Origin of the sequence: Frigoriflavimonas asaccharolytica (assembly GCF_013294015.1) — a bacterium.
In the GTDB taxonomy this organism is placed as follows: Bacteria; Bacteroidota; Bacteroidia; order Flavobacteriales; family Weeksellaceae; genus Frigoriflavimonas; species Frigoriflavimonas asaccharolytica.
The window spans coordinates 140027-153411 of the sequence record NZ_JABSNO010000003.1 but is presented as its reverse complement, the minus strand read 5'-3'; the positions used below and the strand labels follow the sequence as shown (position 1 = coordinate 153411).

The 13385-nt window shown below is 31.9% G+C and carries 13 protein-coding genes; 5 read left to right on the top strand and 8 right to left on the bottom strand.

What is annotated here, in order from left to right; all coding sequences use genetic code 11:
• Positions 1-59: 59 nt before the first annotated feature.
• On the bottom strand, positions 60-2894 hold the full coding sequence (gene uvrA / locus HNQ03_RS03095) for an excinuclease ABC subunit UvrA (RefSeq protein WP_173778189.1): 2835 nt from the start codon (positions 2892-2894) through the stop codon (positions 60-62).
• 358 nt (positions 2895-3252) lie between these two features.
• On the opposite strand from uvrA, the gene HNQ03_RS03090 reads away from it, so the two are divergent.
• Positions 3253-4119, top strand: coding sequence for a sigma-70 family RNA polymerase sigma factor (locus tag HNQ03_RS03090; RefSeq protein WP_173778188.1), 867 nt, complete (start codon positions 3253-3255; stop codon positions 4117-4119).
• A 107-nt stretch (positions 4120-4226) separates the two neighbouring features.
• On the top strand, positions 4227-4838 hold the full coding sequence (locus HNQ03_RS03085; protein WP_173778187.1) for a hypothetical protein: 612 nt from the start codon (positions 4227-4229) through the stop codon (positions 4836-4838).
• Between the two features lies 1 nt (position 4839).
• Here the strand turns inward: HNQ03_RS03085 and ytxJ are convergent, their stop codons facing one another.
• Positions 4840-5214 carry a bacillithiol system redox-active protein YtxJ gene (gene ytxJ / locus HNQ03_RS03080; RefSeq protein WP_173778186.1) on the bottom strand — a complete coding sequence of 125 codons (375 nt, stop codon included), beginning with the start codon at positions 5212-5214 and terminating at the stop codon, positions 4840-4842.
• A gap of 89 nt (positions 5215-5303) precedes the next feature.
• On the opposite strand from ytxJ, the gene pncA reads away from it, so the two are divergent.
• A complete protein-coding gene (pncA, locus tag HNQ03_RS03075; protein ID WP_173778185.1) occupies positions 5304-5909 on the top strand; it encodes a bifunctional nicotinamidase/pyrazinamidase in 606 nt (201 codons plus the stop codon).
• A 77-nt stretch (positions 5910-5986) separates the two neighbouring features.
• On the opposite strand, the gene HNQ03_RS03070 is transcribed toward pncA, so the two are convergent.
• Complete coding sequence (locus tag HNQ03_RS03070; RefSeq protein WP_173778184.1) at positions 5987-6955, bottom strand: pseudouridine synthase; 969 nt, start codon at positions 6953-6955, stop codon at positions 5987-5989.
• 91 nt (positions 6956-7046) lie between these two features.
• Here HNQ03_RS03070 and aroB point away from each other — a divergent pair, with 91 nt between their 5' ends.
• Both aroB and HNQ03_RS03060 read left to right on the top strand, forming a co-directional pair.
• On the top strand, positions 7047-8087 hold the full coding sequence (aroB, locus tag HNQ03_RS03065) for a 3-dehydroquinate synthase (protein ID WP_173778183.1): 1041 nt from the start codon (positions 7047-7049) through the stop codon (positions 8085-8087).
• A gap of 353 nt (positions 8088-8440) precedes the next feature.
• On the top strand, positions 8441-9091 hold the full coding sequence (locus HNQ03_RS03060) for a porin family protein (RefSeq protein ID WP_173778182.1): 651 nt from the start codon (positions 8441-8443) through the stop codon (positions 9089-9091).
• 64 nt (positions 9092-9155) lie between these two features.
• On the opposite strand, the gene purF is transcribed toward HNQ03_RS03060, so the two are convergent.
• From purF to HNQ03_RS03035, 5 genes are all read right to left on the bottom strand, one after another.
• Positions 9156-10646 carry an amidophosphoribosyltransferase gene (purF, locus tag HNQ03_RS03055; RefSeq protein WP_173778181.1) on the bottom strand — a complete coding sequence of 497 codons (1491 nt, stop codon included), beginning with the start codon at positions 10644-10646 and terminating at the stop codon, positions 9156-9158.
• 18 nt (positions 10647-10664) lie between these two features.
• A complete protein-coding gene (gene purC, locus HNQ03_RS03050) occupies positions 10665-11387 on the bottom strand; it encodes a phosphoribosylaminoimidazolesuccinocarboxamide synthase (protein WP_173778180.1) in 723 nt (240 codons plus the stop codon).
• Positions 11388-11407: 20 nt separating this feature from the next.
• Positions 11408-12106 (bottom strand): DUF3307 domain-containing protein, encoded by a 699-nt coding sequence (locus HNQ03_RS03045; RefSeq protein WP_173778179.1) that lies wholly within the window; start codon positions 12104-12106, stop codon positions 11408-11410.
• A complete protein-coding gene (locus HNQ03_RS03040; protein WP_173778178.1) occupies positions 12103-12714 on the bottom strand; it encodes a hypothetical protein in 612 nt (203 codons plus the stop codon). Before HNQ03_RS03040 ends, HNQ03_RS03045 begins: the two co-directional genes overlap by 4 nt.
• Positions 12715-12943: 229 nt before the next feature.
• Complete coding sequence (locus HNQ03_RS03035; RefSeq protein WP_173778177.1) at positions 12944-13372, bottom strand: DoxX family protein; 429 nt, start codon at positions 13370-13372, stop codon at positions 12944-12946.
• Positions 13373-13385 lie beyond the last annotated feature (13 nt).

Sequence of the window (13385 nt, the reverse complement as noted above, 5' to 3'; positions counted from 1 at the left end):
AACTTTGTCATCCCGATTGCTATCGGGATTGAAACTTTGACAAAGTGGATGCAGATAAATTAAGCCTCCAATTCCGCTTTTAAAAACCTCGCAGTTACACTTTTTTTATTTTTAATAATCTCTTCTGGAGTTCCAATTGCGACGATGGTTCCTCCGTTTTTTCCACCATCTGGACCAACATCTATAATGTGATCTGCTAATTTTATCACATCCATATTGTGCTCAATAATGATGAAGGAATTTCCTAAATCTACCAACTGATTGATAGCATCCATCAATACTTTTACATCTTCAAAATGCAAACCTGTGGTTGGTTCGTCTAGAATATATAAAGTATTTCCTGTTTGTCTTTTGCTTAATTCTGTGGCGAGTTTTATACGTTGCGCTTCTCCGCCAGAAAGTGTGGTAGATTGCTGACCAAGTGTAATGTAACCCAAACCAACATCTTGCATGGTTTTTACTTTTAAATAAATTTTTGGAATTTTAGAGAAAGATTCTACCGCTTCATCCACAGTCATTTCTAGAACATCTGAAATAGATTTTCCTTTGTAGCGAATTTCTAAAGTTTCTCTATTGAATCTTTTTCCGTTGCAAGTTTCGCAATGCACGTAAACATCTGGCAGAAAATTCATTTCTATCACTTTCAAACCACCACCTTGACAGGTTTCGCAACGGCCACCTTTTACATTAAAGGAAAAACGACCTGGTTTGTACCCACGTATTTTGCTTTCTGGCATTTCTGAAAATAAAGTACGAATTGTGGTAAACATTCCTGTATAAGTAGCCGGATTGGAACGAGGAGTTCTTCCAATCGGCGACTGATCTACGTCTACAATTTTGTCAATCTCATCCAAACCTTCAATTTTTTTGTAAGGCAAAGGTTCTTTTACACCTCTATAAATATGTTTATTGAGGATTGGATACAAAGTTCCATTGATTAATGAAGATTTTCCGCCACCGGAAACTCCCGTTACCACAACTAGTTTCCCTAGTGGAACTTCGAGATTTACATTTTTCAAGTTATTTCCAGTTGCACCTTTCAGCACAATTTTTTTGCCATTTCCTGGTCTTCTTTCTGCAGGAATTTCAATTTTTCGTTTTCCCGTTAGGTAATCTGCCGTTACGGTATCTGCATTTAGTAAATCTGCTGGTTTGCCTTGCCAAAGAACTTCACCTCCAAATTTCCCAGCTTTTGGCCCAATGTCTAATACTTCATCAGCTTCTAAAATCATATCTTTATCATGTTCTACAACGAGAACAGAATTTCCGATATCTCTCAGATTCTTCAAAGATTTTATTAATCTTTCGTTATCTCTTTGATGCAAACCAATGGAAGGTTCGTCTAGAATATAGAGCACATTCACCAATTGAGACCCAATTTGCGTAGCCAAACGAATTCTCTGAGATTCGCCACCAGAAAGCGTTCTTGTGCTTCTGCTTAAACTTAGATATTCTAAACCAACATCCAACAAAAATTGTAATCTGGTTTCTAATTCTTTTAAAATTTCGTAGGCAATTATTTTATTTTTTGCAGAAAAGGAGTTTTCGATTTCTTTTATCCATATTTTAAGATCCGTTAAACTCAAGGCGTTAACTTCTGCAATATTTTTTCCATCGATTTTAAAACTTAAACTACTTTGCTTTAATCTTGCACCTTTGCACTCTGGGCAAACTTCTTCCGTGGTGAAATGTCTTTCCAAAAGTACGGCTTCGTAATTATCTTTATCATCAATTAATTCTTGCATATAAGCAATTAATCCATCAAAATTTACTTTTATTTTTTTTGTAATTCCCGCATGTTTCAATTCTTTTGTAAGCTCTCTATGATGTCCATTATAAATAAAATCCATCGCTTCTTTTGGAATTTTTTCAATCGGCGTAGAAAGATCTAAATCAAATAATTCTAGTATATTTTTAATTTGGCTTAGCACATATTTATTAGATTTTATATCTTCTAAAGGTAGCAATCCGCCTTGGTTGATGGATAATGTTGGTTTTTCTACAAAATATTTGGTATTGATCTCTTTTATTACTCCCAAACCACGGCAATTTGGGCAACTTCCTTTTGGTGAATTAAAGGAAAACGTATTTGGTTCTGGTAATTCTAAAGAGTTTCCAGTTTCTTCATCCATCAGGTTTTTAGAATAATATTCTATTTCTGTGTCTCCTAATTTTTGAATACCAATGGTTCCTTCTCCCATTTCCATGGCAGTTTTCAGAGATTGCGGCATTCTAGATTCGGTAGCATTCTCTCCGATGATCCATCTATCTATTACAATATCTATTTCGTGGGTCTTGTAGCGATCTAGTTTCAAATCGTATTCAATATCTACCAATTCTCCATCAATTCTGGCTTGTCCGTATCCTTTTCTTGCCATTTGGATAAAAAGTTCATTGTAATGTCCTTTTCTGGAGCGCACAACTGGAGCCGTTAATAATAATTTTTCTCCTTGATAATTATTTATCAAAGTTTCTAAAATTTGCTCTTCGGTATAATTCACCATTTTTCTACCAGAAGTAAGGGAGTAAGCATCCGAAACTCTGGCAAAAAGCAAACGTAAAAAATCATACAATTCTGTAACTGTACCCACTGTAGAACGTGGATTTTTGTTGGTGGTTTTTTGTTCAATCGCAATTACGGGAGAAAGTCCTTCTATTTTATCTACATCTGGACGTTCCAAGCCGCCAAGAAATTGACGTGCATAAGCAGAAAAGGTTTCTATATATCTACGCTGTCCTTCTGCAAAAATGGTATCAAAAGCCAAGGAAGACTTTCCGCTGCCAGATAATCCCGTGATAACTACGAGTTCATTTCGGGGAATTTTTACGTCTATATTTTTGAGATTGTGTTCACGCGCGCCGTAAACTTCTATATATTCTTTTTTGTCGCTCATTTTATATTCAAGTATATTGCAGAAAGTGCAATTCTACAAAATTAATGAATTTTATGCTGATAATAAATTGATTGATAAAGTTTTTTTAGAAAGGTTTTATTTCTATTAACCTCATTAAATTTTTATTATTTAGTTGATAATACTTCTTGTTTTTACATCATTAATTACCTTTTTATAAAGCGAAACTTTGCAGCCCGACTTGAGTGGAATTCCTTTTTTGCAAAAAAAGAATGGGAACGGAAGGCGGATTATGCTGCCCAAATCTTTTTGAAATATAATAATTATCAAATGTTTTGTAACCTTTTTATGTTTTGTATCGTATAATAATTGTATATCAAAATTAAACGTCAAAAAATATATGAGACAATTAAAAATAACCAAACAGGTAACTAATAGAGAAACCGCTTCACTAGACAAATATTTGCAAGAAATTGGTAAGGTAGATCTTATCAACGCAGATGAAGAGGTAGAATTGGCGCAAAGAATTCGCGCAGGTGATAAGGTTGCACTAGAAAAATTGATAAAAGCCAATCTTCGTTTTGTAGTTTCTGTTTCTAAACAATATCAAAATCAGGGACTTTCTTTGCCAGATTTAATCAACGAAGGAAATCTTGGATTGATGAAGGCTGCGAAAAGATATGATGAAACAAGAGGTTTTAAATTTATTTCTTACGCTGTTTGGTGGATTCGCCAATCTATTTTGCAAGCTTTGGCAGAACAATCTAGAATTGTGAGATTGCCGCTGAACAAAATTGGTTCTATTAATAAAATTAATAAAGCATACGCACATCTTGAGCAAGAGAATGAAAGACCACCATCTCCGGAAGAACTTTCTGAAGTTTTGGATATGAGCGAGGAAGACATCAAAGAATCTATGAAGAATTCTGGACGTCACCTTTCTATGGATGCACCTTTGGTAGAAGGAGAAGACTCTAACCTTTATGATGTATTGCGTTCGGGAGAATCTCCTAGTCCGGATAAAGATTTGATGCTAGAATCTCTACAAATAGAAATTGAAAGAGCTTTGCAAACATTAACTTCTAGAGAAGCAGATTTGGTAAGATTGTATTTCGGTTTGAACGGAAAACATCCAATGACTTTAGAAGAAATAGGCGAAACATTCGATCTTACAAGAGAAAGAGTAAGACAGATAAAAGAAAAAGCCATCAAAAGATTGAAACATAATACGAGAAGTAAAATATTGAAATCTTATCTAGGGAAATAATTTTCGAATTATTTTTTAAAATTAAAAATGCAAAATACTAGATATTTTGCATTTTTTTTGTATCTTTTTGGCACAAAAACAATCATCTTTCAAAATCATCAAATTCAATGAAAAAATTCGGCTTTTTACTTCTACCAATTCTATTATTTTCTTGCAAAGAAAACTCTTCTATAAAAAAGAATGCAGATTTACCGAGTGAAGAAAAAAATGTGGTGGAAAATATAGAAACAAAATCTACCGATCCCTTCCAGAAAACATATAGAACCAATGCTGGAATGGTGGAAGATATCTATAGCCAATTACTTTTAAAAGATAAAAATCTTGCAAAATTGGATACACAAATTAAAAATCTGAATACAAAAACCACGGAAACTATCTCCGTCTACGAAAATGTGCTCGCCAATTCTGACAACTATTATAAAGATGCACAGCAAAAAACCACCACCTTCAAAGATTCCCTTATGAGAAAAAAAGTGGATAGTGTGATGGTAAATAGTTTTAATAATTACGCCGAGAAAACTGCAAATGTGAGAAACTATATTGCTGCAGCAAAAAGTAATATTACTATTATCAATGATAATTACGATTCTTTCAAAATTTTTAAAACCTTGCCAGAAATAGAAAAATATCAAAACACCAATAGTTTTGATCTTACAAATATTAATAAATTAATGGCAGAGCAAAATAAAATTTTAACGGAATTGAAGAAAGCGAAATAATCTATTCGACCAGATTAAAACTTGCATCATTGTGAGAAGCATGCTTTACCACTACTCCATTTTCCAATATTAATAATTGCGGACTTTGATGCGTAACATCCAAATTTTCCGCTATTATATTTGAGACATCTCTATGTGCAATCAGATCTAGAAAATAAAATTCTGCATCACCTTCAAAATTTTCAGCGTCTTTTTCAAATCTCGACAGCACCATTTTGCTGATATGACAACGGGTTGAATGTTTAAAAATGATTACTTTTTTAGTTTTTGATTCTGCAATTGCATTATTCAAATCTTCTACTGAATTTATGTTTTTCCAAAAAGTTGAAGTGTTTTCTTCAGAATTTTTATTAAATATATTATTTAAAAAGCCCATATTATTTATAAATTTGTAGCCAATTTAATTAAAATAAATTAAATCTAAAAATTAAAAATTTTACTTCCCTTTATTTATAAAACGCCAGCATGAAAAAAGCCCTAATAATTGTAGATGTACAAAACGATTTTTGCGAAGGCGGAAGTTTAGCCGTTCCAGATGCAAACCAGATTATACCATACATCAATCTTTTGATGGAAGATAATAATTACGACGAAATTGTGCTTTCTCAAGATTGGCATCCTGCAAATCATAAAAGTTTTGCTTCTAATAATGGTAGAAAAGTGGGAGATATTATCAAATTGAATGGTATCAATCAATTTATGTGGCCAGATCATTGTGTTCAAAATACTTTCGGTGCAGAATTTCAAAAAGATTTAAACATCGAAAAAGCAACGCACATTGTGCAAAAAGGTTTGAATATTGAAATTGATAGTTACAGTGCTTTTCAGGATAACAATCATTTCACAAAAACAGATCTAGATGATTATTTAAAATCTAAAGATATACAATTAGTGGAAATTGTTGGTTTGGCTTTAGATTATTGCGTCAAATATACATGTTTGGATGCTGTAGCAAATGGATATCTTACTTGCCTACACTTTAACGGAACCAAAGCTGTGAACGCAAAGCCAGGAAATGATAAAGAAACCATCTTTACATTATTGCAAAATGGCGTAACGATTTTAGGATAAATTTTCTAAATAATTTAATGCAAAAAAAAACTACAATTTCAACAATTGTAGTTTTTTTATGTTCAAAAATTTAAATATTAAAGCATCTTTAAATTATTCACTTCTTGGTCTGTCAATATTCTCCAATGTCCACGTTTGATGTTTTTCTTCGTCAATCCGGCAAACATAACTCTATCCAAAACTTCTACTTCATAGCCAACTTTAGAGAAAATTCTGCGCACAATTCTGTTCCATCCTAAATGTAATTCTATACCAATTTCATTTTTTGCCTGTCCTTCTATATAAGAAATGTGATCTACTTCCGCAATACCTTCGTCCAATCTTATCCCATCTTTTATGGCTTGTAGATCGTCTTTATCCAATTTTTTATCTAGTGCTACTTGATATATATTTTTAAGGGTAAATGCAGGATGCGTCATTTTTTTCAACATCAATTGGTCGTTTGTCAACAAAATTACTCCCAAAGAAGTTCTATCCAATTTGCCAACGGGATAAAGTTTGTATGGTGATGCATTCGCAACTAAATCTGTTACATTTTTATCTGCTTTATCAAATTTTGTATCAGAAATATAACCTTTTGGTTTGTTTAAAAGTACGTACACTGGTTTTTCTGGTACAATTCCTTGTCCATCAAAAATTACTTTATCTGTTCTCAAAACTTGGTATCCCATTTCGGAAATAGTTTTTCCATTTACGGTTACCAATCCTTGGGTTATCAATTCATCTGCTTCTCTTCTGCTGCACATTCCAGAATTTGCGATATACTTATTAAGACGAATTGTTTCTTTTGGAACTGCTTTTGCAATTTTGTCAAATCTTCTTTTTTGTACAAAAGATCTGGTTTTTTCTGCATCATCTTGTTTTTTATCAAAAGGTTTTTTGAATGTCGGTTTTGGTGCAGATTTGCTTGGACCATAATCGCTTTTGCCTTTATAGCTTGTATCTTGAGCAGCACCTCTACTTCCTGATTGTTTTGAAGCAACTTCTCTTGGCTTAAAACCTGTTGACTTCTTTTTCTTATCATTGTTGCTATTATCTCTGCCCATTGTTTTCTATTTTTTGCAAAGATATGAAATTGAAATTTCAAAAAAATTCAAATATGATTAAATATTCACTTTTTAATAATAATTTTGCAAAATGGAAACCAAAATACAATTTTTATCAGAAGATTTTCAAGAGTTAAATTCTTATTTAGAAGAAAAATCGCCAAGTATATTATTTATTATCGTTGATGAAAATACGCACGAACATTGCTTACCAATACTTTTGAGTGATTTAGAAATCGATATCCCCTTTGAAATAATAGAATTAGAATCTGGCGAAGAAAATAAAACTTTAGAAACAGTTTGCAATTTACTTACCGTATTTGCAGAATTTGAAGCAGATAGAAATGCTTTAGTTATAAATTTAGGCGGTGGAGTAATCACAGATTTGGGTGGTTTTGCAGCAAGTATATATAAAAGAGGAATAGACTTCATCAATATTCCAACCAGTCTTTTGGGAATGTGTGATGCTTCTATTGGTGGGAAAACTGGTGTAGACTTGGAGAGTTTAAAAAATTTGGTGGGTACGTTTGCATTAGCAGATTCCGTTTTTGCGAATCCAAATTTTCTGAAAACTTTGCCTCAAAAAGAATTGATAAGTGGTTTTGCAGAAATGCTGAAACATGGCTTGGTAGATAGCAAAAATCATTGGGAAAATTTAATTCAGATTGAAGAAATCACTGTAGATAGTATTTCAGCATATATTAAAGAATCAATGATGATCAAGCAAAACATCATCAACCAAGATTTTCATGAGAAAAATATCCGTAAAATTTTAAATTTTGGACATACAATTGGACATGCCGTGGAAAGTTTATTTTTAAGATCTGGCAATCCGATTTCTCATGGAGAAGCCGTTGCAATTGGGATGATTTGCGAAACCAGGCTTTCTTATTTAGAGAATTTAATAGATTTAGAATTATCAAATCATATTATTGATAAGATTTTCAACTATTTCCCAAAGAAAAATTTAAATTTTGTAATAGACGACATCTTAGCCTTGATGAAAAATGATAAGAAAAATAAGAATTCAAAAGTAATGTTTTCTTTAATTACATCTGTAGGAAATTGTAGTTACAATGTGGAATGTGCAGAGAAAAACATTAAAAATTCCATTGAATTTTATAGTAAATAGATTTAAAATTAAGGTGTGTTTTTTAATTAAATTCTAAATTTGCTTCATCTGGAGTTAATTATCAAATTTATAAAGATACTTTAAAAATAAAATCCAACTTAAACGCTAAATTTCATCATTATCTAAGCGACTGTACTACAGTAAGTTAAAAATGAACTAAAATTAAACAAATGTTTATATTTTCAATTTATCAGATTTATTATTTTTTGGCATCTTGTTTGCGAGGTGACTAATAGCAAAAGAATGATTTGAGTATAAATTGTGCAACATTTGTATAAATATTTATAAATAACGCAATTCATATTTTCATTATTTTTGCTCAAATAAAAATAAATAAATTTAAATTTAAAATTATGAAAAAATTAGTATTAGCAGTTGCAGTAGCAGCAAGTTCTTTAACATTTGCACAACAATTCGGAATTAAAGGAGGGATGAATGTATCTTCTTTATCTAAAGACGCAGATCTTAGCGATCAAAAATCTAAAATCGGTTTTAATGCGGGAGTTTTTGTAAATCTACCAGTTTCTGAAAGTTTTAGTATTCAACCAGAGGTTTTGTATTCTCAATATGGAAGTAAAGTAGATGGTACAACTGTTTCAACTTTTGGAGCAACTACCATTACAGAAAAAAATTCTTTCTCTCAGGATTTGGATTACATAGCTGTTCCAGTAATGTTTCAGTATAAATTAATTCCATCTTTATATTTGGAAGCAGGTCCAGAATTTGGATTTTTGATGAGTGCTAAACAAAAAGGGGATTCTTCTGTTACCACAACTGGCGGAGGAAACACAAATACCATTTCTACAAACGGAACGACTGATATCAAAGATAATGTTAATACATTCAATTTTGGTGTTGGTATCGGAGCTGGATATTGGATTACAAATAATATCGGAATCAATGCAAGATATGTAGCAGGAGTTACAGATGTTGCAAAAGATAGAGTATCTGGAGACAAAGTTATGAATAATGTATTTCAAGTAGGACTAGGTTACAAATTCTAGAATTTGTAAAATATATTACGATAAAAGGAAAAGCCTGAAATTTAATTTCAGGCTTTTTTGTATTTTAAAATAATCCTATTTCTTCGCCTTTTTCTACAGGATACTTCTCTGTAAAGCAGCCAAAACAATGATTTGAAGAGCCTAATATTGTTTTTAAATTATCCATACTCAGAAATTCCAAACTATCTACACCTAGATAATCTCGCAATTCATCCTTAGACATATTTGCACAGATAAGATCATCTTTTGATGGCGTATCTATACCCAAAAAGCAAGGCGCAATAATGGGCGGAGAAACACTTCGGAAGTGAATTTCTTTTACACCTGCATCTTTCAAAATTTTCACTAATCTTTTAGAAGTTGTACCACGAACAATAGAATCATCTATTATCACTACTCTTTTCCCTTTAATTTCGCGTACTATTGGGTTTAATTTCAAATTCACGATGCGCTCTCTCATTTCTTGAGATGGCACGATGAAGGATCTTCCAATATATCTATTTTTAATTAAAACTGGACGATACGGAATACCAGAAGCTTTGGAAAATCCTATTGCAGCCGGAATTCCAGAATCTGGAACACCTATCACAATATCTGCTTCTACTGGAGCTTGCTCCCAAATTTTCTCGCCAGATTTTTCTCGAATATCGTAAACACTAATGTTTTCTAAATCTGTATCTGGTCTTGCAAAATAGATATACTCAAAAGAGCAAATTTTATTTTCGCAATTTTCTTTCACCATAAAACTGTGCAAACCGGTCTCGTTTTCGTTAGAAAAAACAATTTCGCCAGGTTTTATATCACGAATGTATTTTCCACCAACAGCATCCAAAGCTGCAGTCTCTGATGCTACAACAAATGTTTTCTCATCTATTTCTCCCAAAACCAATGGGCGGATTCCGTTAAAATCACGAAATGCAAAGAATTTATTACGCGTCATTCCAACTACAGAATAGGCACCTTCTATTTTCTCCATGGTCGCTTTTATTGCCCCACGCAATCCTAAATCTAGATTTTTTTGAATTAAACGAAGGATCACCTCAGAATCTGAAGTGGCACGAAATACAACACCTTCTGCTTCCAACTCTTTTTTTAGTTTGTTGGCATTGGTTAAATTTCCATTGTGAGCGATGGATAATATGATTTGGTCATATTCATTTTTAGCAAAAAATGGTTGAAAGTTATATTTCTTTTTATCTCCTGCAGTGGTATATCTTGTGTGCCCAATTACAGAATTTCCCATGAATGCTTCTGGTTCTCGTATTGTTTTAAAAATATCTAGAACAAGACCTTCATCTTTTAGATTAAAAATATTTCCCTCTTTCATTACGGAAATTCCACAGGCTTCTTGTCCACGATGTTGCAAGGCAAATAAGCCAAATTGGGACAGGGAAAATGTATCTACGTCATCTCTCGAATATAAACCAAATATGCCACATTCTTCTGTTGGAGAGTCTAGTTGCTCTTCTTCTTTAGTTCTAAAGAGATTTCTTCCGTAGCTTCTCTCTTTAAACTGTTGAAGGTAATTTTCTTTATGATTTTTTGTTTGATCCATAAAATATTCTTGGTAGAATTATTTGTTTAAATGATTTTTCAATCTGTTGTAAATTTCGACATAAGCCTCCGTTACATCTCCCAAATCTCTTCGGAATCTATCTTTATCTAGCTTTTTCATAGTTTCTTTGTCCCAAAGTCTGCAAGTATCTGGCGAAATTTCGTCTGCTAATATTATTTTGCCATCGGATGTTTTGCCAAGTTCTATTTTAAAATCAACCAAGATAATTCCTATCTCATCAAATAATTGTATTAAAATCTTATTTATTTTTTCTGTCAAAGCATACATTTCGCTTAGATCTTCTCTGGTTGCAGCTCCTAGAAAAATTGCGTGATAATCATTTATCAAAGGATCTCCAAGAGCATCATCTTTCAAACAAAGATCAAAAATGGTAATTGGAGATTTTATACCTTCTTCTATTCCCAATCTTTGCGCCATGCTTCCTGCAGAATAGTTTCTTACTACCATTTCTATTGGAATAATGCTTACTTTTTTTACCAGTTGTTCCCTTTCAGAAATTTTGGAAATGAAATGAGTTTCTATATTTTGCGCATTCAAATACTCAAAGATAAGTGTTGTGATGGCATTATTCATCTCGCCCTTTAGATCTACTTGCCCTCTTTTTTGAGCGTTAAATGCAGTTGCATCATCTTTAAATCTCACGATTACTTCATCTGCTTTATCTGTTTCAAATACTTGTTTTGCTTTTCCTTCGTATAATAAGGCTCCTTTGTTACTCATGATTTTTTAATTTTTATAAACTAATAATTGATTGCCATTGCGGTTAAAATTGCGATTCCAAAACTTAATAATGTTCCTATTAATACATATTCTGTTAATTTTCTTTGTTTTGCCTCTGCCAAATCACTAAATCTAAAAACGGATTTTGCGGCAATCATAAATCCAACTCCTTCCCAATGATTGACGATTATGAATATGAAAACCAAAACTCTTTCTAAAATCCCAATATACTTTCCTGCGTTTACAAGAGATTCTGTTTGTATTTTGCTATGATCTATAGTAATTGGTGACCAAGCTGAAAGTAAATTTTTTATTAAAATAGAGGTAGGAACTGTTATAAATACAAAACCTGTTATTATTTTCACAGTTTGATGGGTGATTTCAAAATTAAAATCGAGACCATTTAAAATAAATAGTAAACCTAAAATTATAAAAATGTGAAGCGCCTGATCTAGAAAAAACCAAAATTTTCTATTATTTGCTTTTTGATATAATAATTTTGCGGCATCTATCAAAAAATGACTTATAGCAATAATTGCAACCATCCACCAAAGCTGTAAATCCCAAAGAAATATAGCTGTTAGTGCAGCATGAATCAACACGTGAATGTACAAATAAATGCTTTTTAACTTTTTCTTCTCTTTATCAGCTACCCAAGAATTTGGTTGAAGAATAAAATCTCCAAGCAGATGCGCCAATATGAGAAGTAAAAATATCATGAAATTTCAGCTATTTTTTTTCTATAATATTGGTCTGTAGCAATAATTGCTTCTGCATTCGTTTTTTTCAGAAATTGGCTGAATGCACTTTGAGATATTCCCAACTTTTTTGCAATCTCTATTTGGTTTAATTCTTGATTTTGAAGATATGCAAGTATGGCTTTCGCAGAGCTTTCTGTCCAGTTGTCAAAAGTAGTTTCTAATAGTTGAAAGATAAGTTTAAATTGCTCGTCAAAACCAGAAATATCACTTTTTAGGGCTAGTTTTTGATATTTTTCGCCCTTTAATATATCTAAAGTTCTACCAGAATTAATAAATGCAGAGCCGTTGCTTTCCTTTATCGTTTTACCATGATAGCTTATTTCGCCTAATCCAATCGCCATCTTTGCATCTATTCCGTTTGAATTTAGCGATGCTTTTATCATTACAGATATGATGAAGGCTAATTCTGGCTTGTCCAAAAGTATTTGAAACTCATCACCACGAAAAATTTCCCAATCTTTCCCTTCTTTCCCGAAATTTTTTAGTGCTTTTTTTAGATCAACTATCCAAGAATTAGATGATGATTTGGTAGAATTTATGATGTCTGCAGTTATCACGGCTTTCATTCTACAAAGATACTTTTTTTAGTAAAACATTATTGCAATTACAACAAATCATTTGTACATTTTATTAACATTATAAGCAAAATCGCTTATAATTCATTTTATAAGCGAATTCACTTATATTTCAAATTATAAGCGAAATGACTTATATTTAAGTTTATAAGTAGATTCACTTATAACTAATCTTTTTAAAAATACTGTTACTAATAATTTAGAGATGCGAAGATTTTGACTAATAAATTTTAGTGCTTTTTCTTTTATCAATTAAACTATCTATAGAAAATTTACCTGCACCAAAAGCCAATAACAAAAAATAAGAGCATAAATAAATAATCGACATCTCTTGCTTTTCCCAAGGATCTCCACCATGAAATACAAAAGCTGCAATAATCATTGTAAATGCTAGAAAAAAAGCAGCATATCTAGAAAACAAACCAAGAATTAAAAAGATAGAGCAAACAAATTCTGAAAAAACCGTAAGACCTAATGAAATCGTAGAACTTAATCCTAAAAAATTATAGAACTCAATTTTCCCTCCATTTATAAGCGTCTGCAATTTTGGAAAACCATGACTCAACATCGCTAGACCAACCAACATTCTTACAATTAACAAAATAGAATTTTGGAAGAAAATAAAAAATTTCTTTGAGCTTTGAATCATAGGTTTGTAATTT

What these genes read in the sequence shown, in the direction of transcription:
- HNQ03_RS03085 (WP_173778187.1), top strand. Translation starts at nt 4,227, where the DNA reads ATGAAAAAATTCGGCTTTTTACTTCTACCAATTCTATTATTTTCTTGC.
- HNQ03_RS03045 (WP_173778179.1), bottom strand. Translation starts at nt 12,106, where the DNA reads ATGATATTTTTACTTCTCATATTGGCGCATCTGCTTGGAGATTTTATT.
- HNQ03_RS03070 (WP_173778184.1), bottom strand. Translation starts at nt 6,955, where the DNA reads ATGGGCAGAGATAATAGCAACAATGATAAGAAAAAGAAGTCAACAGGT.
- HNQ03_RS03035 (WP_173778177.1), bottom strand. Translation starts at nt 13,372, where the DNA reads ATGATTCAAAGCTCAAAGAAATTTTTTATTTTCTTCCAAAATTCTATT.
- pncA (WP_173778185.1), top strand. Translation starts at nt 5,304, where the DNA reads ATGAAAAAAGCCCTAATAATTGTAGATGTACAAAACGATTTTTGCGAA.
- purF (WP_173778181.1), bottom strand. Translation starts at nt 10,646, where the DNA reads ATGGATCAAACAAAAAATCATAAAGAAAATTACCTTCAACAGTTTAAA.
- ytxJ (WP_173778186.1), bottom strand. Translation starts at nt 5,214, where the DNA reads ATGGGCTTTTTAAATAATATATTTAATAAAAATTCTGAAGAAAACACT.
- aroB (WP_173778183.1), top strand. Translation starts at nt 7,047, where the DNA reads ATGGAAACCAAAATACAATTTTTATCAGAAGATTTTCAAGAGTTAAAT.
- HNQ03_RS03040 (WP_173778178.1), bottom strand. Translation starts at nt 12,714, where the DNA reads ATGAAAGCCGTGATAACTGCAGACATCATAAATTCTACCAAATCATCA.
- uvrA (WP_173778189.1), bottom strand. Translation starts at nt 2,894, where the DNA reads ATGAGCGACAAAAAAGAATATATAGAAGTTTACGGCGCGCGTGAACAC.
- HNQ03_RS03090 (WP_173778188.1), top strand. Translation starts at nt 3,253, where the DNA reads ATGAGACAATTAAAAATAACCAAACAGGTAACTAATAGAGAAACCGCT.
- purC (WP_173778180.1), bottom strand. Translation starts at nt 11,387, where the DNA reads ATGAGTAACAAAGGAGCCTTATTATACGAAGGAAAAGCAAAACAAGTA.
- HNQ03_RS03060 (WP_173778182.1), top strand. Translation starts at nt 8,441, where the DNA reads ATGAAAAAATTAGTATTAGCAGTTGCAGTAGCAGCAAGTTCTTTAACA.